Consider the following 19,443-nt stretch of genomic DNA (forward strand, 5'->3'; position numbering starts at 1 on the left):
GCCGCCTCAGCCGTAGGGATCACGGGCTCAATGGAGCTGGGGAGAGCGACGGCCATGGACAGGAGGAGGGGAAGGCCAAGTGAATCTTAATCGAAATAAACGCAATATCTGCAGCATCTGCAAGGGCAATAGGTTCGCGTGTCCTGTGCGTTCAGAGGCACTGTCCTGAGCCGATGGCCTTATTCAAGCTTTCATTGGCTCGGCAGCCCCTATCAGGTGGCGACCATGCACGGCCATCCCCCGCACAATGATGAGACTGGTTCCTGGTGGGCCATTTCGCCGGTCGAGACCACGCTCCATGCGGCGATCGAAGCGATCGACGAGCCCCGCTCGGCTCGGATGGATCAGTGCACCAAGCCCTCGGTGAAGGCCAGCATTAAGGCGGCAGCAGACTTGTTGGGCATCGAGGCCTCCGCCTTCGTGGTGGCGAACCTCGGGCCTGCCTGGGCTTCTACGCCATCAATACCCATGCCATTGGCGTGGCCGACGTGCCTTCCGATGCTGCCCCGCGGGAACCGCGCTCGAACATGATCCCAGGCTTTTTCTCAGCCACCTTGCTGTCGATGGGAGACAGCAGGGCAAGGGGCTGGGGCGCATCCTGCTGGTCGATGCCATGCAGCAGTGCCAATGGGCGGGGCAGATCCTGGGTGTGCGGCTGATGCTGCTCGATGCGGCGGGCACTACTTGGAGAAGCGGAACCCGCTTTTTAGTCTGGCTGAATTGACCTCAAAAGCTTTAAAAAGTCATCCAGGTTCGAATCCCAACTGATATGAATAGGGCGATTAGATTTTGGATTGTAGAAAGATATCCAATATGCACCACGCTCTGAGTAGACCGGAGTCTTATTTCCTAATACATTAGCGGCATCCACAAAAATATTGGATTCATCTGGCAATCTTTTCCTTTCCGAAATTATTATTGTCGACATACCCCCGCCTGGCAACTCAAGATCATGGAGAGTTTTGGCAAGCTTGTTACAGCGTAATGCTGCCAAGTCTTCAATACGGGTTATAAACACTACGTCCGCATCTCTTTCGTCAAGCTGTATATCATAATTCGCTGGCATATCAAGTTTGATCCCAAATCTTCGCAAGCTTGTCGTCCTAGATGGTCTTTCATATAAGTGGGTCTGAATGCACATTTTTTGCCATTCCAGATCTTTTTTCGTATAGATCATGTTTTGAGCTACTACGTCGCTAGTCGTCGACATAAACATACAAACCGCAGCCACAAAACTCTGTAACTTGAAAAATTTCATTTTAATTGACTATTGACTCAATTGTACGTGCTTAAATGTAAGCTGATCAGTCACATGAGATTTAGCCATAAAGGTTCTTGACAAACGAACGTTGACTACCAATTCACAAAGGAAATCGATAGGTATTTCCTCGACTGCTTCTCATTAAAAACTCGCTTGGCGTCTGTCGGTAGGAGGCCCAAGTTGTACGTCGCTGTTTTCGTTCTGTAATAAGAACTTTTCCGCACGAGCCTGAACTACCGTCACCACATTCATAAGAACTGCCTACTTTTTCAACAGATATTTGTTTATGGTCTGATCGATAAGTAACAGTGAATGAGGATGGACTGCCTGCCAGTGAGCAGTCCTCTTTTGTTGAATTAAAGGTGCATACTACCCATGCATCCTCGGCGTAAACATCATTTGTGATACCTCCACTCGTGACAATTGCCGCTACAACAAAAGCAGCAGTCAAAAGGTTTCTTGCGTCTAGTCTTGTCATGATTCAAAATGGACGACTAATGCTGCTAATGCTGCTAATGCTAATTGGTGCCTAAAGTGCTACTCGCTTTGTCAAAGGTCACTACCGCACAAGCCTCTGCAGCCCAAGTGTACGAAGGATAATGCACTCCAATGCAGTTGCCCATTGCAACGGTAATAGAACCATTGTTCTTGGCCCTTGCTGCGGAGCCGAAGATATTATTCATAGCCATAAATCTTTGCCTAGAGAAACTTGGATCTGCGCCGGCCATTCGCTACTAGATCTCTCCTGTGGTTGCAACTTCTTGGCTTGAGCCTGCAAGACAAGCCACTCTTCGGTAGGAGCGTGAGCCTCTGTTGAGGCTGCGCTTGCTGGCCATCGGGCTACGTGAGGGCGGACATTAGGCCCAGTGTCTGTGCCGCTTGTTGCATCCGAATATCGAAGCTGGCCAGCTGGGTGCAGCGGCTGTGCAGCGCCACCGCCAAATGCAAGGCGTCACCACCCCGCAGGCCGAGGGCCGGATCCTGGAGCAGCTCGGCCGCCTGACGGAAGCGGCCGCGATCGAGCGAGCGCAGTTCAACTCCGCCCTGCAGCAGGCGCTCGAATTGGTCCCCAGCGGCCAGGCGTGCCTCCGCACTGAGGCCGTGAAGGCGCTGCTTCATCCCCAGGGCGCTGTGGGTTTCGGTGATCAGCCAGTCGCTGCTGATTAAGGGTTCGCGGGACTGCGCAAACCAGTCGAGGGCGCGCGAGCTGCTCTCTTCCGGGGTCAGCAGAGCCACCACGACGCTGGTGTCGAGATAGATCATCGATGGGTCAGCGTCACCAGCGTTCACCGCTACGGCATTCCTCAATCACCGAAGGGGTGAGAGCCATGGTGGCCTGCAGTTGACGCAAATCACTGGCCAGAGCAGAGCGATCCAGCCTGCGCAGAGGCTCCAGGCTCAGGCGGCCGTCTGGTCCAATGACAATGTCGATCTCATCGCCTTCTTGCAGCCCGGCCTGACGCAGGCAATCGGCCGGGAGCCTTACCGCCAGGCTGTTCCCCCAGCGGCGGATCGCCTGCGGGAAGTGCTGGCTGGCGTCAGCTGAACGACCTTGAGCCTTGGACTGTGTCAAGGAGCGCCCTGGGCCGTTCCCGGCCACCCGTAGAGACATGACTCTACGTCCGGTTGGTGGTTTTCAGTGCTGCAGATGCCGCCGGCTCCAGCCAGTGATGCTCGCCTCCACGTTTTCTAGGTGCCACTGCAGCGGCCCCCGACCCTGGGTGCAGCCCCAGCGGCGGTAGTGCTTGCCCGGGGTGAGCACCCCTCGCAACCGCAGCTGGCGGAGGGTTTCGCGGCTCATCCCCAGGGCAGTGCAGGCCTCTGCCGTTGTCACCCAGACCCGCTGGCGAAGCGGCGGCTCCTGGCCGAAGTCTGTCCGGTAGGCCTCGGCCACCAGCATCCCTGCAGAGCGGTACTTGGCGCGCGGCAGCGCCTCCTGGAACACTTCCAGCCAGGCATCGCTGAGGGTCAGCTCGTCGTCGACAGGAGTGCCGGGTAGAGCCCCCTGAGCTTGCAGTGAGAATGTTGCTGCGGACGATGTCCTTGAACAGGAGCTGGTCGCGCTGGTCGAGTCCACCCAGCCGCTCGAATAGCCCGATGCTGCGCTCCACCAGGGCGATCACATCGACCTCCCGCAGCCGCGGTGGGCTCGTTTCTGCCGGTGCCCTTTGCGCCTGCTGGACGCTCTCCAGAAACCAGCCATCCATCCACACCGCAAACGGTGCGCTGATCCAGCGGGCCAGGTCGACTGCGACCTGGGGATGGACCCAGGTGCCGCCGCCCTGGCCTTGGCGGGACTCGATCAGGTCAAACATCCGAATTACGGAGGTTTCAGCGAGGGCATCCAGATAGGTCTGGCAGCGGTCGCTTTCCCGGTACTTCGACCACTGCTTGTTGTTGGCTTTGCACATGGCCGTGGCATTCACGTAGCCATCACTGGTGCGGCGGGAGATCGGCGTGCCTTTCCAGGAACGGGAGACCAGAGCGGGGTGATTCATCGAGACGAGAGGTGCAGCGGGATGGAACGGCGTCGTTGTGGTGTTCATTGGTCTGAGAGCGGTGTGACGGCGGGAACTTCGCCGGCGTCAGCGCTGGCATCGGAGTGGAAGACGGTGTTGGTGCTGGCCAGCGGCCGCGGTGGCACGGGCCCGGCGAGCACCAGCAGCAGGGTGCTGAGCTGAAATGCCAGGCCCAGCAGCGCCAGAGCGCGCAAGCCAGCCAGGCTGGAAACCGTGACCATGACGGTGGGCCGGCGGGTTCGGCAGAAGGCCGGCAGCTGGGGGCGGGGCCCGAAGGCCCCATTACTGCGGACGTGCGGTGAACCCATCAGAAGGGGGCCTCGTCGTCGTCCTTAACAGCCCAAGCGGATCCGTTGTCCGCACCCGTGGTGTAGCCCTCGACTTCTTCAAACCCGTCGGTGGGATCGACCTGCTCGTAGGGCACGAACTCGACGACCTGAACAGCACGGGGCTGGAAGGTCATGCCGCAGCCGTTCTCCCCGTCCCAGTCGTAGATGTCAAAGGCGACGACCACCTTGGAGCCGTTGCCTATGGCGGCCCCATCCCAGGGCTGCTTTTTGGCATCGACGATGCGGGGCCCCTCGGAGTGGGAGCCGTCACGGCGCTGGAACTGCGGCACCTTGAAGCGCACCACGGTGATCTCGCTGGGCTTCTCCTTGTCGGGCTTCCAAGGGAAGCCCTTCTCGGCGCGGCGCTTGCGGCTGCCGTGCAGGGCGATGAACTGGTCTTCCATCGCTAGCAGAAAGGACTGGGCCCTCTCATCGCTGTTGGGAAGGAGAAGGTCGGCCGTCCAGGCCTTGGGCTTGCTCTTGTCGAGCTGATGCCTGGGGGTGATCAGATGGGCCCAGCGCACTTCGGCGAGGGGGGTACGAAAGATGTCCTTAGCCATGGGTTGAAACGGGGTGAACGGTGGAAATGGGCTGTTGATCGAAAGGAGGCAGGGGCGGCAGACCAAAGCGTTCGCGCAGCAGGTGATGCACTGCCCCGCTGGCCGAGAGGTTGTGGCGCTCCATCACCTCGCGGACTCGCAGGTACACATCTGTGCGCACCTGGGTCTGGATGAAGTGGCGACCGGCGGCCGAGCGTGGCTGCTCGCCGTAGCGACGAAGGCCTTTCACGGCTCCACCGGCGTCGCGGCGTCATCGAGGCCGTGCCCCTCGCACTCCTCAAGGAAGTGGTCGACGAAGGCGGCGTGCTGGTGCTGGTTGATGCGATCACCGATGGAGCGGGCATTGCGCGGCACTTGGAAGTGCTCGCGGAACGCCTTGGTCAGCTCCTGGCGTGCTGCCTGGGGCAGGGCAAGGATCCGCTGGTGGGTGGCCTCGATCTCCTGGGGCGTGAGCGGCTCCAGAGCGACATCGATGTCAACCACTGGGGCAGCCTCTTTCTCCTTGCTGGGCTCAGGCCCAGCCGGAGCACCAGTAACCCCGACAGATGCGAGGCTCTTTGCCCCTTTCTTCTCAGGCTCTACAGGCTGAGCCTGTTTGGCCAAAGGGATGCCCAGCAGCATGGCCAGCATCCAGCCGGAGGCCCGCAGCAGGTCGTCGACTTCGTCGGCCCACTCCTCACTGGTGACTTCAGCTCCACCGGAGTGCATCACCGTGACCCGCAACTTGTTGCGGCCGTGGATGTCGACCAGCTGGACGCTGAAGGCAATGCCCGAGGCAAAGGCCGGTCTGGCTGCTTCGACTACAGCAGCTAGATCAAGGGAAGGAACGGCCTGCACCTGCTCCTGGAACGAGGCCAGGGCGGCTGTAAGGGCGCGCTCGGCGCTGCCTTTTTCGTCGAGCAACGCGAGGGCGTCGGTTGGCACGCCTGCGCGTGCGGGGGTTTGGGTCATGACATCAGAGAGCCGGGCTTGTGCCCGCTGGCCTGAGCTTAGCGGCTTGCTAACGCTAGGCGCAACCCCAGACTTTGCTTGCAATCGTCCAGGTCGGCCCTGGTTGCGTCCGCCAGAGCGGTCCGATCAGGCACCCAGCGCTTTCTGCTCCCAGGCGCCGATCCACTGCTCGGGAAGGAACTCCTCGCCATCCACCCAGAGCTGAGCCAGCTCAACCGAGCTGTAGTCGTCGATGGCCAGCACCTCTGAGAAACGCTTCTGGTGCTCCTTCGGTGCACCCTTGACCAGCTGCTCCAGGGCTTGGGTGACGTCGAGACCGCCTTCCTTGATCACGCGGCGCACATGCTGGCGCCATTTCTGACAGATCTCCTCGGCACGCTTCGAGGTCAGGGTCGGCGCGGGCGCTGCTTGAAAGGCCTTGGGCACCGGCACATAGCCGATGTAGCAGCTCCAGAAGTACACGGCATCCCAGAGCTTGTCGTCATCGCCGTGTAGGGGCTCCGCATCCTTCAGCTGGTCCTTCAACCGCTGGGACTTGACCGGTCCCCAGTCCTTCTCCGCCAGGCGACGGTTGAGCTCCTCGAGCTGAAAGAAGGCCTTCTGGCGCAGCTCGCCGGCCTTGCCCTGCTCGATCACCGAGAGATTCCCGTAGGAAATCACCTCAAACTCGGCTTCTGTGCCCCATTCACATGCGGTGTACTGGGTCCAGCCGTTACGGCGCCGCCAGTTGAGCAGCATCTTCCCAAAGGCTCTTCGGGACTCGTCCTGCCAGTCAAGGACGGCCTGGTAGGTGCGCTTGACGGGCTTCTTTGCTTGTGCCATAGCCCGATCCTAAGCGCTGCTTGGCACTGCTAGCCATAGCTTGTTACAGCTTGGCAGGCTGGTCTCGGTTATTTCCTGGCTCGGCCAAGAGCTGTTTGACCTGTTGAACGGTGAGAACCCGGCCCGTCTGGGCCTGGAAGCGGAGGACTAGCGTGTATGGGTGGATGCCGGGATAGCGACGGGCCAAGGCCTGCAGCTGCTTGCGGAGTTCGGGCCTGTTCATTGGACCGACCCGGCCATGGGATTCAGGTCCAGGACGGCTTGAGCCTCTGCAATCGAGCGGCAGACCGAGCCCAAGCCGCCAAGCTGCTGCACCAGCAGCAGAAAGGCCCGCTGCTCGGGGCTGACGGTTCCGGAACCCGTCTTGATCTCCAGGGCAACGAACTGGGCAATGCGCTGACCGACCAGTTCAGGCGTGATCTCCAGCGAGCGCAGACCGATCAGGTCGCTGCTGCCCTTGCACAACCCAAAGCGCACGAAGCGCCCCTGCTGGTCGACCAGGGCACCGGTGTTGTTGCGCCAGAGCCGTACCCGCCCGCGGCCGCAGGCCAGGCGGATGCGCTGCTGAATTTCGTGTTCGCTGGGGGAGGAGGCCATGCCTCCTGTTGCCGGGCCATCAGCCCGCCCTAGAGTTGGTCATCCAGATGGTCAACGGCCATGGTGCAGGTGACGGTGGCGGAAGCCAAGACCCAGCTCTCCAGCCTGTTGGATGCTGTGGAGGCTGGGCAGGCGGTGGTGATCACGCGTCGCGGCAAAGCCATCGCCGAGCTGGTGCCGCGCTGCAGCGTGCGTGATCTGCTGCCCCAGCTCGCAACCCTGCGTGGCTCGTTGCCCGAGCAGCCGACCAGCGGCGTGGAGACCATGCGGGCTTTGCGGGATGAGTCCGGCGCCTGATGCTCTACATCGACACCTGCGTGTTGCTGGCGGTGCTGACGCCGGAAGCGCACTCCGCCACGGCAACGGCGTTTCTCACTGAAGCCAGTGCACCGCTGGCGATCAGCTCCTGGAGTGTCACCGAGCTCCATTCCGCCCTCGGCCTGAAGGTGCGCACCAAGGCACTGAGCCAGGCGCAAGCCGAGACGGTGCTGCAGGGGTTTGAGCGCAGCCTGGCGCCAGGCCTGCTGATGCTGGAACTGGAGCCGCAGGACTTCCGCAACGCCAACGCCTGCTTGCGCGGCTGGAGCACGTCCCTGCGAGCGGCCGATGCCCTGCACCTAGCAATCGCCAGCGGCCGTGGCGCCACCCTCTGCAGCCTGGATGCCCCGTTTGTCGCGGCGGCCCAACAGCTGGGCCTGGAGGCTGAACTCCTGGGAGCAGGCGGCAAGCCAGTCAGGCATTAAGCGCTGCGCTGCCTGGCAGCCCAGACATACCTGGCCCAGCCCTGCTTGTAGCCCCGCTCTTGCTCCCGCTCCAGCAGCTGCTCGAAGGTCCGGCAGCCAGCTGCCGGGTGCGTGCGCCGGGGCCTCTGCTGCTGGTTGGGCTTGGGTTTGGGCCGGTGGCGGGCTGCGCCCGTGACTTCAACTAGTTCACCCTCAATCTGCTGGAGTCCGCGGCGCTGCTCATCTCGTTCGTCAGCCAGGAACAGATGGCCGCAGTCAGGGCAGACCTGTACCGCGCTGGGGCAGCTGCAGAAGCAGTGCGGGCAGTCCTTGATCGGAATCGAGACACCCTCACGCCGGCGGCGGCCGGCCAGGTTCCACTCGCGTTCATCGGTCGGCAGGCCGTGGCGATGGGCATTGCCGACGTGATCAAGGATCACGGCCTCCTGCTTCCCAGCTGCGGGCCGCAGGGCCCGGCCGACCATCTGCAGGTAGAGGCTCAGGGAAGCGGTGGGACGCATCAGGATCGCGCCACCCACTGAAGGGATGTCGGTGCCCTCAGAAATGATCATGCAGCTGCTGAGCACCTCCACATCGCCGGTGCCGAGCCCGGCGATCAGGCGTTTGCGCTCTTCGGTCGGGGTGCTGCCACTCACCGAGGCGGCCCGAATTCCCGCACTGCGGAAGGTCGCGGCAATCTGTTCGGCGTGCTCGATGGTGCAGCAAAAAACAATTGCCGTGCCGGGGTAGAGCCGGCGGCGGTAGTGCGACACCGCATCGCCAATGGCGGCCCGATCCCCAAAGGCGCGTGCCGCCTGCTCCAGGTCGAACTCGCCCATATGCCGGCGCCGCAGTTTGCTGTTGCGCGCCCCTGGCCAGGAGAACACCTTGGGCCGGGCCAGCCAGCCCTGTTCGACCAGCCAGGCCGCTGAGGGCCCGAGCACTAGGGCCTCGAAGTAGCCGCCGGCCTCTACGCCCAACCCTTTGCCGTCGAGGCGTTCGGGGGTGGCGGTCTTTCCGATCAGATGGGCGCCTGGCCAGGCCTCGATGATCCGGCCCCAGACGTTGCCTGCCACCAGGTGGTGGGCCTCGTCCTGAATGATCAGATCCGGCGCCGGCAGGGCTTTTAGCCGCCGGACCACGGTCTGCACCGAGCCCACCGCCACCTGCCGCCCCTGGATCCGGTGGCCGGGGGCGATCACATCGGGCTCCAGGCCCCAGGCCCGCACTGTGCCGGTGAGCTGCTCGATCAGCTCAGCCCGATGGGCAAGCACCAGCACCCGCCGGCCCTTGCTGGCCGCGCCGCGGGCGATGGCGCCGATGGTCTGGCCCTTGCCCGCACCGGTGGGCATGACCGCACAGACCCGGCGGTGGAGCTTGAGGGCGGCGCGGAGATCGGCCAGCAGTTGCTGCTGGTAGTCGCGCAGGACGATCGGGGCCACTGGGATTACAGGCGATCAGGACAGTAACTAGCCTCTATCCTTCTTTGGCTCAGCCTAGCGAGAGCTGGCCTAAAGCATTAGGCTGTAGTTCACGAGCGGAGTTCCCATGTCTGACTACGCCCTGCCGGTGAGTGTCTCGATCACCCAAGAGCAACTGGCCTGGCTTGATGCGCGGCGTCGGCACGGCTCCCTGAGTCGCTCAGCCGCCCTGCGCCAGGTGCTCGACGCTGTGATCCACCGTGAGTCCCTGGTTCCCGCGCCTGATCGCGGCTCTACGGGTAATCAGGCGCTTGCCAGCCAGGGCTGGTGAGCGACATCCCATGGCCGATGCCATTGCTGCGGCTCGGGGCCGCTGGCCGGAGATCCTTGCGGCACTAGCAGGGCTGAGCGACGCGGAGCTGAGCGATCGCCATCAGCCCTGCCCACTCTGCGGCGGCACGGATCGCTACCGCTTTGACGACAAAGACGGCAGCGGCTCCTGGTTCTGCAATCAGTGCGGCGGCAAGGACCAGCGCGGTGGTGCCGGCTCCGGCATCGACCTGCTCATGCGTCGGCAGGGCTGGAGTTTTGTGGAGGCCGCCCGGCAGGTGGAGGGCTTCCTTGGTCTGGTGCCTGACGACAACGCCAGCATTCCCAGCCAGAGCTGCAATCGCAACGGCAAGCCCTGGCGCATGCCCGAGAAGCCCCCTGCCGATGCCCCACCGCCCCCGTTGAACCGCGGCGCCACCGCCCAATGGGCTTACCGCAACGGCGCCGGGGACGTGCTGTTCTGGATCCAGCGGATCCGGCTGCGCAGCGGCGGCAAGGCCTTCCTGCATCGCGTCTGGCTGGATGGGGACTGGCATCGCCCCAGCCGCCGCGATGCCTTCTCCTGCGACTGGCCCGCACCGCGTCCGCTCTACGGCCTGCCGGGCCTGGGCCAACGACCAGAAGCGCCCGTGCTGGTGGTGGAAGGAGAAGGAACCGCCGATGCGGCTACCCGTCTGTTCCCGCAGCACGTGGTGCTGAGCTGGGCCAATGGATCCAAGGCGATCGCCAAGGCGGACTGGACGCCGTTGGCCGGCCGCTCGGTGACGCTCTGGCCCGATGCCGATGCCGACGGCCTAGCGGCAATGGAGAACCTGACCGCCCTGCTGCATCCCCTCGACTGCCAGCTGCAACTGGTGGCTCTGCCGTCGGACCTGCCGCAAGGCTGGGACCTGGCCGACGCCGACTGGACGCCTCGGCAGGCCGCACGTCAGCTAGCCAAAGCGGTTCAGCCATGGACGGCGCCTGATGCCCGATGCGATGGCGGCAGCGGCGATGGTGCCCCACCACCGCCTGCCCCTGCAGCGGCCTCCAGGCCGGCAGCACCCTTCCTCTGCCTTGGCTACGACGCCGACGCGAACTTCTACCAGCCCGCCAGCACCGGCCAGGTGATCCGGCTTCCCCGCGGCTGCCACACCGCCACCCACCTGGTGGCGTTGGCGCCGCTGGAGTACTGGGAAAGCCTCTACCCCAGCCGCACCGGGGTGAACTGGCCGGCGGCGGCCAGCGATCTGCACAAGAGCTCCGCCGCGATGGGGATCTTTGCGGTGGAGCGCATCCGCGGCCGCGGGGCCTGGTGGGATGAGGGCCGCACCGTGCTGCACCTGGGCGATCGCCTGATCACTCCTGAGGGTGAGCACCCGATCACCAGGCCCTTTCGCTCACGGTTCATTTATCAGCGGCTCAAGCGCCTGGAGGGCCCCTGCGGAGTGGAGCCCCTGAGCGTGGCGGAGGCCGGAATGATCGTGGGCATCGCCAACCGCTTCCGCTGGGAGGTGCCGGCCTCAGGCACCCTCCTGCTCGGCTGGGTGGTGCTGGCTCCGATCTGCGGCGCCCTGCGCTGGCGGCCCCATATCTGGCTCACTGCCGGCGCCGGATCGGGCAAGAGCCAGATCCTCGATCGCTTCGTGGCACCGCTGCTCGGCGATCTGAGCCTGGTGGTAGTGGGCGCCACGACCGAGGCGGGCCTGCGTCAGACCATCTGCTCGGATGCCGTTCCGGTGGTCTTTGATGAGGCCGAGAGCAACGAGAAGGGCGACCAGCAGCGGATGCAGGCGATCCTCTCGCTGGCACGGGTTGCCAGCAGCGAGAGCAGCGCCGAGATGCTCAAGGGCTCCCCTAGTGGGGATGTCAGCCGCTTCCGGGTGCGCTCGATGTTTCTGATGTCATCGATCGCCACCGCCCTCAAGCAGGGGGCGGACAAGAGCCGCTTCGCGCAGCTCACCCTGCGCAGCCCCAACGAGATGGGCAAGGAGGAGCGAGAAGCCCATTGGCAGAATCTCGATCGCGATCTCGAGCACCACGTCACCCCTGAGCTGGCGCGGCGGCTGATCGCTCGCACCGTTTCGCTGATCCCGGTGATCCGCCAATCGGTGGTGGTCTTCTCCTCTGCCGCCGCACGCCACTTCGACTCCCAGCGCCTGGGTGATCAGTACGGCACCTTGATGGCCGGCGCCTGGTCGCTGCTCAGTGATTCCGTCCCCACCCAGGAGGAGGCCGAGCACTGCATTGCCTGCCACGACTGGGAGAGCTACAGCCAGAGCACCGAAGTGCCAGACGAGGCCCGCTGCATCCAGACGATTCTGCAGCGCCAGGTGCGGGTGGAGACCGACGACAAGCCCGTCACCCGCACGATCGGTGAACTGGTGGAGCTGGCCGCCTGCCACAACACCTGCCTCGATGTCAGCGCGGGCTTGGCCACCCAGACCCTGGGGCGCCATGGACTGCGGGTGGATCAGGACCGCCTGCTGGTGAGTAACACCGCCAAGGCAATTGAGCACTTCCTCGTCGATACCGCCTGGCAGAACAGCTGGCCTGTGGTGCTGTTGCGCTTGGGCGGTGCGCAACGGGCAGGACCGGTGCGCTTCTGTGGCGCCGGCATGGTCAGCCGTGCAGTCGCCATTCCCCTGAGCGTGCTGTAACCAGCTGCCGTTACAAAACGGCCAGACATAACAGCAGCGGTAACGCCCAGATCCCATGCACCGCTAGCGATCTGTGCATCCGTAACGATGTAACGCCTCAGGGATCACATAGAGCCCCCTATGAATTCAAAGACGAATTGACACCTTCTCAACCAGACGCTGCTGCTTGCTAATGCCTCTATATCTGAAAAAGGGTTACATCGTTACAGGCACCCCCAGAAGCCACTACAGGCAGGCGATCTCGGCTGTTACGCCCATCGTCACGCCGCGTCACAACTGAAACGGCCATGACCACCACCACCTCAACCTGGCTTGACCCCATCCCAGGCCTTTGGCGGGATGAGGCAGCTCACCGGTACTGGCTCGGCGATCACCTGTTCCCGGTGTCGATCACCGGCGTGCTGGCCCATGGCCTGAGCGACTACGCCAAGCGCTCGATCGAGGCCAAGCGGTCGATCTGGGAGCCGCGCGGCACCACCGTGCACGCAGCCCTTGAGTACTACAGCCAGGCCCGCTTCTTGGCGGGCAAGAGCACCAGAGAAGCTCTGCTGGACGCCGAGACCCTGTGCGGGCACCACCAGTACCGGGACTGGATCCTGCCGCTGCTGCAGCTGCCGCTTTGGGACGAGGTGCAGGTGATCGCCAGCGAACGGCTCAGCTGCTGCCTCATTCGCAACGTGGCGGGGGCCTTTGACGGCGCCTATGTCTCACGGGCCCTGAGTGAGCGCCGTGGCCACGAGGTGCGGGTGCTTTACGACCTCAAGACCCTCTCGGCCCACGGCCGGCCCTACTCCACCGCCGCCCAGCTGGGCGGCTACATGGTGCTGGAAGCTTCCCAGGGCAATCACTACGAGCTGGGCCAGACGATCTGGAGCAAGCCCGGCGAGGCCTTTTGCAGCACCTTCTACAGCCGTGAGAAGTGCCTGAGCGCCTGGGCCGCCGCCTGGAGCCGCTACTGCTCCACTCACAGGCCCTTCTGAGAGCAAGGATCAACGAGAGCCAGCTCAGCAAACTGGCTTGTAGATGCTGGCCGCTAGACTCAGCGGGCTCGGAATCATCCGGGCAACTGTTCTGATGTTCCTCGATGGCGGACCTCCTGCTTGTTGCTGCTCCCCAAGCTCCAGTCGCCGGTGCGGTAACTGAGGCTGATCTCGATGATCTGCTGGACGCGGTCACCGCGATCAAGGCGCAACAGAAGGAGCTGGATCAGCAGCTCGAGCCGCTCCTGGAGGCCCTCAACACGGCGATAGCCACCGGCCAGCTGGATCCGTCTTTCTCCCACAACGACTGGGCCTTTGCCCACAGCACCGGGCGCCTGAGCTACGAGTTCCCACCGGTGGTGCAGCAGATCGAGCAGCAGCTCAAGTCCGCCAAGGAAGCGGCGATCCAGCAGGGCAGCGCCACGGAGAAGCGCGGCAAGCCATTCTGGACCATCCGCCCCCCGAAGACCCAGCCTCTGCCGTTCTGAGCTGATGCCGACGCGCGCCCACAACTGCAGCGCTGCTGATCCGGTGGAGGAGCTGCGCGCTGCCGCCAGCGCGGAGGACGACAACGGCCAGCCCATCTACGAACCTACCGATCCCGCCCGGCCGATCGGGCATGCCAACCCACCGCGTCGCACCAAGGGACATGCGGCCCAGCCACCGCCCCGGCCGTCACGACTGGAGGTGGAGCGCCGCGTGGCTGAGGGGCAGTTGTGGATCGCCCAGCGCATTCCTCTGGCGCTGATCTACGAAAAAGCTCGTGAAAGCTGGGGGGTGACCAACAGCCAGACGATCAATCGCTACCTCAACCTCGCCCGCGAGCGGATGGTCGAGGAGCTGATCTCCGATCGCCGCCGGCACCAGGCCGAGCAGATCTTTGCCCTCAATGACTGCGCTCGCCGGGCCATGGATGCTGAGCAGTTTTCAGCAGCTGTTGGCGCCTTCCGGGTCATCGCCGAGATCGGCGGCTTGCTGCGCGCTCCCCTCAAGGCACCAGACGGGCAGGCGCCAGGGGGCAGAAGCTGATGGCCGGCCTGCTGCTGGATCCGGGATCTGATCTCTGGGCCGATTGGGGCCTACTTGGTGCCCCCGATCCCTCCCGGTTCACTGCGAAGGAGGCCGCCCCAGGCCTGTTTCGCAACTTCATCAGCGAGGCTTACCCGAGCTACGCCTTCCACACCTGGGCCGAGCGACTGATCGCCTTGCTGCAGCGGGTGGCCGATGGCCAGCTCAACCGCCTGATCGTCTGCTGCCCGCCGCGCTTGGGGAAATCGCTTCTGGTTTCCAAGCTGTTTCCCGCCTACTGGGTGAGCCGCTACCCAACACGCTTCTGCGCCATTGCTTCCTATTCAGCCGAGCTGGCCTATGCCCATAGCCGAGAAGCGAGGCACTACTACCGCGCGGTTGGTCATCCCCTCTCCAAGGACTCCACCGCCGTTGGTAAGTGGCTCACCCCTGATCGCGGCGGCTGCATTGCTGCTGGCGTTCGGGGACCATTTACGGGCAAGGGCTATGCCCTCGGGATCATTGATGACCCCTACAAGGGCCCAGAAGATGCCAACTCCGCAGCTCAACGCCAAAAACTGATCGAGTGGTTCCAATCCGTCTGGCTAACCAGATCTGAACCAGGGGTGAACGGCAATGCCGGAGCCGCCCAGGTGGTGGTGCTGACCCGCTGGCATCAGGACGACCTGATCGGCTGGCTGCTGGAACAGGAAAGCGGCGACGCCCCGCAGCACTGGCATTTGCTCAACCTGCCGGCCACCTGCGAGCCGCCCGAGCAGCAGCTCCACTTCGCCGCCACCTGCACGCTCGAGCCGGACTGGCGCCAACCCGGGGAGCCCCTTTGCCCCGAGCGGTTTCCCCTGGCTGAGCTGGAGCAGATCAGGATCCGCGCCGGCAGCTACTGGTGGAACGCTCTCTACCAGCAGCGGCCTTCTCCAGCGGAAGGTCTGCTGTTCCAGCGGCAGTGGCTGCGCCGCGCCAAGGGCCAGCAGACCTTCTCCCCCTTGGTGCTCAGCTGCGATCTGAGCTTCAAGGGAGGGGACGGGAACGACTACTGCGGCTTTGTGCTGCTGGGGCTCCACAGCGACTGCACCAGTCGTCATCCAGCCGTAGACGGCTTGGCCCAGGGCCTGCAGCTGCACCGCAGCGCGGCACTGCTGCCACCTAAAGCGTCATCCCGTACGCACGTGCCAACTAGTCCGGCGGCAGAAGAGGCCGCAGGTGGTGCGATCACCGTGCTGTGGAGCCAGCACCAGCGCCTCGATCTGCCGGGGGTGGTGAAGTTCCTCACCCACACCCTTGCTGATCTCAACCAGCGGGGGCTGACGCCTGATGCCGTGCTGGTTGAAGACGCCGCCAATGGCCCGGCGGTATGTCAGCTGCTCCAGCGCCAGATACCTGGACTGATTGCAGTGCGGCCAGCAGGCAGCAAGGTCAGCCGCGCCCATGCCGTCGCGCCCTTGCTTGAGGCCGGCCAACTGGGCTTCTGCCCTGGCAACGACGACTTGATCACTGAGCTGCTGGGTTTTCCCAACGCCGCCCATGACGACCTGGTGGATGCCTTCTGTCAGGGGGTGACCTGGCTGCAAAACCAGCACTGGCGAGGCAGCGGCAGCACTGCCGCAAGACCGTTGCTCTTCTCCCGCTGAGGGGGGCATAGCCCCCGATCCCTCACTGCCGCCCTGCCATGAGCCCTACCTCCCAAAACCACTGCCGCCAGCGACCCTGCCGTTCGCCCCACGGCGCTGCTGATGCTCTGGTGGTTGAGCATCTGCACTTTGCGGCCAAGGTGGCGGCCAACTACGCCCGCCGCACCGGCCATCCCAAAGAAGACCTCGAGCAGCTGGCAGCAATTGGGCTGATCAAGGCCTCACGCCGCTACGACTGCAAGCGGGTGAACCGCAGCAGCTCCAACTTCATCGCTTACGCCAGGCCATTTGTGAACGGCGAGATCACCCATTACCTGCGCGATAAGGGTTTTCTGATTTCAGTACCAGGTCGCTGGCGGGAGCTGCATGCCAGGGGCCAGAAGTTGCTGCGCCAGGGCATAGCTGCAGATCAGATCCCCGAGCAGTTGGGGCTTACGCCAGAGCGTTGGGCTGAGATTGCAGCTGCTTGCTCAGTGCGGGTGGTGGCGATGGCGATTAGTGACGATGAAGCCCTGAGGTGCTGAGCTCAGGCGCTGCAATCAGGGCAGCCTTGCAGGGCCAGCCACGACCAAACCCCACTCCAGCAGTGAGGCGGTCACCAGAGCAATCGCGCCGATGGACCAGGCCGAGCACATCAGTCTCTGTAGCAGTAGGGCACGGAAAGGAATCATCAATTCATCCAAGTCGACTTTTTGAGGGCTGCCGCTATCAGTGCCTGATCCCTGACGGCAGTGCTGCAGCAATGCCGCATCGATCGGTGGACGCAATGCTGCTGATGCTGCGAGGGCTGGTTTGCAGCCTCACCCGGTAGCTGACATGGGCTGGGCCGATGGCGTGGATCAGGGCATCACGTGCTTCTTCTTGCAGGCTTTCGCGCTCCATGGCGCAGACGACAAGTCCAAGGGCAGCGCTTTCGCCGATCAAGGTGCCATCGGGCCGTTGGCTGACGATGAAAAGGGCTTCTCGCATGCGTGCAATATCCGGGCTTGGCTTGCTAGTGCCGTTGGTTGATTCATCCTCACGGCAACGGAGAGGGCAACGGTGTGACTAGCCCTACCTATTGAGGTGACGATTGCCGCCCGTTGCGCTGCAGCCGCCGGCAATAGCTCGTAGCCGTGGATCTTCCTTGCAGTCGCTAGCCACTGATCCAATCCCCTGGCCCCTCCACCCCACCCTGGCGGCGCTGCTACCCCGCCTGCAGCTGGTGCAGGACTGCTGGCACCTGCTTTCGGGCCGCCGTGAGCACTACCTGCCCCGCGGGGAGCGCGAACCTGAATCCGCTTACCGCCGCCGGGTAGAGGCGGCCCTGCCATCGGGTTTCTTCCGCGATGCTCTGCGCACCTTCGCCGGCATGCTGGCCTCCAGCCACTGGCGTGAGCTGCCGGCCTCGCTGCAGGCGGTGATCAGTGATGTGGATGGTTGCGGCACCGACCTGGGCGTGTTTCTAGAAGCCGCCGATTTGCTGGTGCTCAGAGATGGTGCTGCCCTTGTAGGGGTGATCCCGCCGGTTCACCTCTGGCCGAGCGAGGGTGACCGGCAGCAGGCCTTGCGCAATGGCGACCGATTGTCGTTGCCGCGGTTGCTGCTTATTGAGCGGGGAGATGTTTTGCACTGGCACCTGCCCGGCAACCATGCGCTGCCAGATGCGATCACCTGGCGCGAGCGGCGCCCCAATGCTCCTAACCCAACCACCGACACACCGCCTGCACAGGATTCACCGCTGCATCCCTTGCAGTACCTGACGGCTTCTCTTGGTGCCGATGATCCCGGTGGGGCTGGCATGGACCTGAGCACCGAGACCCTGGTGGCCGATCCCCAGGCTCCCAGCGGCTGGCGCACGCAACGCCTTGATCAGCGCCACTACCGCGGCATCAACCAACTACCCGCTATTTGGTATGCCAGCCATGGAGCAGCCTTTGGGGAGGGGGAGTTGCCCCATCTGGGTCTGGCGCACCAGTACCTCAACCACTTCCGCTGCCAGAGCGACTACCAGGAACTGCTGTACCGAACGGCGCTACCTGTTGGGGTGCGCACCGGAGTGCAGGGTCCCATGGGTGGGGCCGGATCTGCCGGCGAGCCGGTGGTGCTGGGACCAAACAGCGTCATCGACCTGCCGGAAGGTGCCAGCTTCCAGTTCGTCGAAATCCAGGCCCGCTCTTTGGCGGAACACCGCGCCTGGCTGGAATCGCTAGATCAAGGCATGCGCCGTGATGCCCTGATCCCCGCTGCTGCCCAGGGGGCATCGCGCACGGCGATGGAGATCTCAATGGCCGCCTCCCAGGCCTATGCCCTGCTGCAGAGCCAGGCGATACAAAAGGCCTCGATGTTTTCTTCCCTGCTGCAGCACTGGTGCGCCATCACCGGTGAACAGCTGCCAGTGCAGGAAGGCCCTGCCCTGACGGTTGAGATCAGCCCGCTGGCACCAGCACCTAAACCTCAACCAACCGTGGCCGAGATGCTGCAGCTGCATGAGCGAGGAATCATCAGCGAGCAGGCCCTGCGGCAATGGCTGGGGGATCTGGCCGGCATCGCCCCGGCATCTGCATGACCACCACCAGCAGCACCTGGCAACCGCAGGATCAAGAAGCCATCCGACAGGCGCTGGCCTTGCCAGCGACCGTTCCCTGCCTTGATGCCATCGGGCGGGCAATGGCGGATCTGGGGCGCCACCACCCAGCTGGGGTGCTCAGCGCCCGCGCCCTGCTCGATGCAGTGGCACTGATCGATCAGCAATTGCTGGTGCCTGACCCTGAGCAGGAACAGGCAATCGAGAAGCAGTCCTCCTCCGGCCCGATCGCTGGTTCGGTTGCAGCCGGCGGCGATGCCCCGCTGCAGAAAGCCGATGTGATCGCTTACGACACTGCACTACTGCGCCAGGAGAGCGAAACCGTCTATGCCAATCCCCGCTCCAGTTCGGCGGCTCTGCTTAGCCAGCGGCGCCGCTACGCCGACCAGCTGATCCTGTTGCTGCCAGGGCTTGCCAGCTGGGTTCAATTCACAGCTGCTGCCGCCGGGATGACTGGCAGCGCGGCCCTGCTGAGGGGTTGAGCGCTGGCAATGATCAGCCCCCGCCAGTTCACCAGTGGCAAGCATCACCGCAATGCTGCTGTGTGGGGCCCCACCCCCTTGCAGCCATTTGCCAATGCCCGCCTGCTGCTGGGCGAAAACTCCACCCCTGGTGACACCACCACTGCTGTGCTCGCCAGCCACGTGCTCGAGTGCTTTCTTGAGCGCTCTAGATACATCACCGCCAGAGACAACGGCCCTGGTGTTGATACCGGTGACTTCACCTTTCAAGGGATGATCTGCCGTGCCACCCGGCTACCTCCCAACCCTGGTGCGATCTGGCTGAGTAGGGAGCTGCAGTGGAGTCAAAACGGCCGGCGTGTCTCCGCTGCCGGCAGAACTGTTGTGGCTCCTTGTGAGGGCGCAATTTGGCTTGGTGATTTAACCCTGCTCAATTCAGCAGGTGATGCAGGTGTCGATCCCTATGCCCAGTACACCTTGTTCACGGTGCTGGAGTTTGGTGCCAGCTATGGCTCAGGCGGCATCGGCAGCCTGGTGCAGCCGTTGATTGGTGAACGGGTGTTTGGCACGCTTAAGCCGAATCGGTTGGACCAGTCCTAAGGTGTACACACTTGTATGGCCAAGACAG

General features: G+C 63.5%; 25 protein-coding genes. 12 read left to right on the forward strand and 13 right to left on the reverse strand.

The genetic code is table 11. The annotated features are described in order from the left end of the window. Nucleotides 1–451 precede the first annotated feature (451 nt). From KBY85_RS12960 to KBY85_RS13010, 11 genes are all read right to left on the reverse strand, one after another. Nucleotides 452–628 carry a hypothetical protein gene (locus KBY85_RS12960; protein ID WP_254961892.1) on the reverse strand — a complete coding sequence of 59 codons (177 nt, stop codon included), beginning with the start codon at nt 626–628 and terminating at the stop codon, nt 452–454. Between the two features lie 78 nt (nt 629–706). After that, nucleotides 707–1,258, reverse strand: a complete 552-nt coding sequence (locus KBY85_RS12965) for a hypothetical protein (protein WP_254961894.1) — start codon at nt 1,256–1,258, stop codon at nt 707–709. Nucleotides 1,259–2,101: 843 nt separating this feature from the next. Then, entirely contained in the window at nt 2,102–2,551 is a 450-nt protein-coding gene (locus tag KBY85_RS12970) for a type II toxin-antitoxin system VapC family toxin (protein ID WP_254961895.1), read from the reverse strand. Further along, nucleotides 2,538–2,834: an AbrB/MazE/SpoVT family DNA-binding domain-containing protein gene (locus tag KBY85_RS12975; RefSeq protein ID WP_254930991.1), complete on the reverse strand. Its 297-nt coding sequence runs from the start codon at nt 2,832–2,834 to the stop codon at nt 2,538–2,540. Before KBY85_RS12975 ends, KBY85_RS12970 begins: the two co-directional genes overlap by 14 nt. A 43-nt stretch (nt 2,835–2,877) precedes the next feature. Continuing rightward, nucleotides 2,878–3,759, reverse strand: coding sequence for a KilA-N domain-containing protein (locus KBY85_RS12980; protein ID WP_254961897.1), 882 nt, complete (start codon nt 3,757–3,759; stop codon nt 2,878–2,880). Between the two features lie 44 nt (nt 3,760–3,803). Further along, complete coding sequence (locus KBY85_RS12985) at nt 3,804–4,088, reverse strand: hypothetical protein (RefSeq protein ID WP_254930994.1); 285 nt, start codon at nt 4,086–4,088, stop codon at nt 3,804–3,806. After that, entirely contained in the window at nt 4,088–4,669 is a 582-nt protein-coding gene (locus KBY85_RS12990) for a hypothetical protein (protein ID WP_254930995.1), read from the reverse strand. Before KBY85_RS12990 ends, KBY85_RS12985 begins: the two co-directional genes overlap by 1 nt. After that, complete coding sequence (locus KBY85_RS12995; RefSeq protein ID WP_254930996.1) at nt 4,662–4,898, reverse strand: hypothetical protein; 237 nt, start codon at nt 4,896–4,898, stop codon at nt 4,662–4,664. Before KBY85_RS12995 ends, KBY85_RS12990 begins: the two co-directional genes overlap by 8 nt. Then, nucleotides 4,895–5,620: a hypothetical protein gene (locus KBY85_RS13000; RefSeq protein ID WP_254961898.1), complete on the reverse strand. Its 726-nt coding sequence runs from the start codon at nt 5,618–5,620 to the stop codon at nt 4,895–4,897. The genes KBY85_RS12995 and KBY85_RS13000 overlap by 4 nt, the downstream gene beginning before the upstream one ends. A gap of 126 nt (nt 5,621–5,746) precedes the next feature. After that, a complete protein-coding gene (locus tag KBY85_RS13005; protein WP_254961899.1) occupies nt 5,747–6,442 on the reverse strand; it encodes an XRE family transcriptional regulator in 696 nt (231 codons plus the stop codon). A gap of 219 nt (nt 6,443–6,661) precedes the next feature. Then, the gene (locus tag KBY85_RS13010; protein WP_254930999.1) at nt 6,662–7,039 is read right to left on the reverse strand and encodes a VRR-NUC domain-containing protein; all 378 of its coding nucleotides are present in this window, start codon (nt 7,037–7,039) and stop codon (nt 6,662–6,664) included. 60 nt (nt 7,040–7,099) lie between these two features. Here KBY85_RS13010 and KBY85_RS13015 point away from each other — a divergent pair, with 60 nt between their 5' ends. Together KBY85_RS13015 and KBY85_RS13020 are read left to right on the forward strand one after the other, a co-directional pair. Then, nucleotides 7,100–7,336 carry a type II toxin-antitoxin system Phd/YefM family antitoxin gene (locus KBY85_RS13015; RefSeq protein WP_254931000.1) on the forward strand — a complete coding sequence of 79 codons (237 nt, stop codon included), beginning with the start codon at nt 7,100–7,102 and terminating at the stop codon, nt 7,334–7,336. Continuing rightward, nucleotides 7,336–7,782 (forward strand): type II toxin-antitoxin system VapC family toxin, encoded by a 447-nt coding sequence (locus KBY85_RS13020; RefSeq protein ID WP_254931001.1) that lies wholly within the window; start codon nt 7,336–7,338, stop codon nt 7,780–7,782. The genes KBY85_RS13015 and KBY85_RS13020 overlap by 1 nt, the downstream gene beginning before the upstream one ends. Here the strand turns inward: KBY85_RS13020 and KBY85_RS13025 are convergent. After that, a complete protein-coding gene (locus tag KBY85_RS13025) occupies nt 7,779–9,203 on the reverse strand; it encodes a DEAD/DEAH box helicase (RefSeq protein WP_254931002.1) in 1,425 nt (474 codons plus the stop codon). The genes KBY85_RS13020 and KBY85_RS13025 overlap by 4 nt on opposite strands. A gap of 106 nt (nt 9,204–9,309) precedes the next feature. On the opposite strand from KBY85_RS13025, the gene KBY85_RS13030 reads away from it, so the two are divergent. From KBY85_RS13030 to KBY85_RS13060, 7 genes are all read left to right on the forward strand, one after another. Next, nucleotides 9,310–9,513 carry a hypothetical protein gene (locus KBY85_RS13030; RefSeq protein WP_190548267.1) on the forward strand — a complete coding sequence of 68 codons (204 nt, stop codon included), beginning with the start codon at nt 9,310–9,312 and terminating at the stop codon, nt 9,511–9,513. 10 nt (nt 9,514–9,523) lie between these two features. After that, nucleotides 9,524–12,151 (forward strand): primase-helicase zinc-binding domain-containing protein, encoded by a 2,628-nt coding sequence (locus KBY85_RS13035; protein WP_254961900.1) that lies wholly within the window; start codon nt 9,524–9,526, stop codon nt 12,149–12,151. A gap of 287 nt (nt 12,152–12,438) precedes the next feature. Then, nucleotides 12,439–13,131, forward strand: coding sequence for a hypothetical protein (locus KBY85_RS13040; RefSeq protein WP_254931004.1), 693 nt, complete (start codon nt 12,439–12,441; stop codon nt 13,129–13,131). Between the two features lie 104 nt (nt 13,132–13,235). Then, a complete protein-coding gene (locus KBY85_RS13045; protein ID WP_254961901.1) occupies nt 13,236–13,619 on the forward strand; it encodes a hypothetical protein in 384 nt (127 codons plus the stop codon). 4 nt (nt 13,620–13,623) lie between these two features. After that, nucleotides 13,624–14,160 carry a hypothetical protein gene (locus KBY85_RS13050; RefSeq protein ID WP_254961902.1) on the forward strand — a complete coding sequence of 179 codons (537 nt, stop codon included), beginning with the start codon at nt 13,624–13,626 and terminating at the stop codon, nt 14,158–14,160. Then, a complete protein-coding gene (locus KBY85_RS13055) occupies nt 14,160–15,788 on the forward strand; it encodes a terminase (protein WP_254961903.1) in 1,629 nt (542 codons plus the stop codon). Before KBY85_RS13050 ends, KBY85_RS13055 begins: the two co-directional genes overlap by 1 nt. 38 nt (nt 15,789–15,826) lie before the next feature. Beyond that, nucleotides 15,827–16,312 (forward strand): sigma-70 family RNA polymerase sigma factor, encoded by a 486-nt coding sequence (locus KBY85_RS13060; RefSeq protein WP_254961904.1) that lies wholly within the window; start codon nt 15,827–15,829, stop codon nt 16,310–16,312. 184 nt (nt 16,313–16,496) lie between these two features. Here the strand turns inward: KBY85_RS13060 and KBY85_RS13065 are convergent, their stop codons facing one another. Then, complete coding sequence (locus tag KBY85_RS13065) at nt 16,497–16,757, reverse strand: hypothetical protein (RefSeq protein WP_254961905.1); 261 nt, start codon at nt 16,755–16,757, stop codon at nt 16,497–16,499. A gap of 157 nt (nt 16,758–16,914) precedes the next feature. Between KBY85_RS13065 and KBY85_RS13070 the strand changes: the two genes are divergently transcribed. The 3 genes from KBY85_RS13070 to KBY85_RS13080 are packed head-to-tail and all read left to right on the forward strand — an operon-like array spanning nt 16,915 to nt 19,415. Beyond that, entirely contained in the window at nt 16,915–18,336 is a 1,422-nt protein-coding gene (locus KBY85_RS13070) for a DUF4055 domain-containing protein (RefSeq protein ID WP_254961906.1), read from the forward strand. Continuing rightward, nucleotides 18,333–18,836, forward strand: a complete 504-nt coding sequence (locus KBY85_RS13075; RefSeq protein ID WP_254961907.1) for a hypothetical protein — start codon at nt 18,333–18,335, stop codon at nt 18,834–18,836. The genes KBY85_RS13070 and KBY85_RS13075 overlap by 4 nt, the downstream gene beginning before the upstream one ends. A 9-nt stretch (nt 18,837–18,845) precedes the next feature. Then, complete coding sequence (locus tag KBY85_RS13080) at nt 18,846–19,415, forward strand: hypothetical protein (RefSeq protein ID WP_254961908.1); 570 nt, start codon at nt 18,846–18,848, stop codon at nt 19,413–19,415. Nucleotides 19,416–19,443: the final 28 nt, after the last annotated feature.

Origin of the sequence: Cyanobium sp. BA5m-10 (assembly GCF_024346255.1) — a bacterium.
GTDB classification, from domain to species: Bacteria; Cyanobacteriota; Cyanobacteriia; order PCC-6307; family Cyanobiaceae; genus Cyanobium_A; species Cyanobium_A usitatum.

Excerpts from the sequence above, each read along its gene's own strand:
- KBY85_RS12965 (WP_254961894.1), bottom strand. The coding sequence starts at position 1,258 with ATGAAATTTTTCAAGTTACAGAGTTTTGTGGCTGCGGTTTGTATGTTT.
- KBY85_RS12980 (WP_254961897.1), bottom strand. The coding sequence starts at position 3,759 with ATGAATCACCCCGCTCTGGTCTCCCGTTCCTGGAAAGGCACGCCGATC.
- KBY85_RS12985 (WP_254930994.1), bottom strand. The coding sequence starts at position 4,088 with ATGGGTTCACCGCACGTCCGCAGTAATGGGGCCTTCGGGCCCCGCCCC.
- KBY85_RS12990 (WP_254930995.1), bottom strand. The coding sequence starts at position 4,669 with ATGGCTAAGGACATCTTTCGTACCCCCCTCGCCGAAGTGCGCTGGGCC.
- KBY85_RS13000 (WP_254961898.1), bottom strand. The coding sequence starts at position 5,620 with ATGACCCAAACCCCCGCACGCGCAGGCGTGCCAACCGACGCCCTCGCG.
- KBY85_RS13005 (WP_254961899.1), bottom strand. The coding sequence starts at position 6,442 with ATGGCACAAGCAAAGAAGCCCGTCAAGCGCACCTACCAGGCCGTCCTT.
- KBY85_RS13010 (WP_254930999.1), bottom strand. The coding sequence starts at position 7,039 with ATGGCCTCCTCCCCCAGCGAACACGAAATTCAGCAGCGCATCCGCCTG.
- KBY85_RS13015 (WP_254931000.1), top strand. The coding sequence starts at position 7,100 with ATGGTGCAGGTGACGGTGGCGGAAGCCAAGACCCAGCTCTCCAGCCTG.
- KBY85_RS13020 (WP_254931001.1), top strand. The coding sequence starts at position 7,336 with ATGCTCTACATCGACACCTGCGTGTTGCTGGCGGTGCTGACGCCGGAA.
- KBY85_RS13030 (WP_190548267.1), top strand. The coding sequence starts at position 9,310 with ATGTCTGACTACGCCCTGCCGGTGAGTGTCTCGATCACCCAAGAGCAA.
- KBY85_RS13035 (WP_254961900.1), top strand. The coding sequence starts at position 9,524 with ATGGCCGATGCCATTGCTGCGGCTCGGGGCCGCTGGCCGGAGATCCTT.
- KBY85_RS13040 (WP_254931004.1), top strand. The coding sequence starts at position 12,439 with ATGACCACCACCACCTCAACCTGGCTTGACCCCATCCCAGGCCTTTGG.
- KBY85_RS13045 (WP_254961901.1), top strand. The coding sequence starts at position 13,236 with ATGGCGGACCTCCTGCTTGTTGCTGCTCCCCAAGCTCCAGTCGCCGGT.
- KBY85_RS13050 (WP_254961902.1), top strand. The coding sequence starts at position 13,624 with ATGCCGACGCGCGCCCACAACTGCAGCGCTGCTGATCCGGTGGAGGAG.
- KBY85_RS13055 (WP_254961903.1), top strand. The coding sequence starts at position 14,160 with ATGGCCGGCCTGCTGCTGGATCCGGGATCTGATCTCTGGGCCGATTGG.
- KBY85_RS13060 (WP_254961904.1), top strand. The coding sequence starts at position 15,827 with ATGAGCCCTACCTCCCAAAACCACTGCCGCCAGCGACCCTGCCGTTCG.
- KBY85_RS13065 (WP_254961905.1), bottom strand. The coding sequence starts at position 16,757 with ATGCGAGAAGCCCTTTTCATCGTCAGCCAACGGCCCGATGGCACCTTG.
- KBY85_RS13075 (WP_254961907.1), top strand. The coding sequence starts at position 18,333 with ATGACCACCACCAGCAGCACCTGGCAACCGCAGGATCAAGAAGCCATC.
- KBY85_RS13080 (WP_254961908.1), top strand. The coding sequence starts at position 18,846 with ATGATCAGCCCCCGCCAGTTCACCAGTGGCAAGCATCACCGCAATGCT.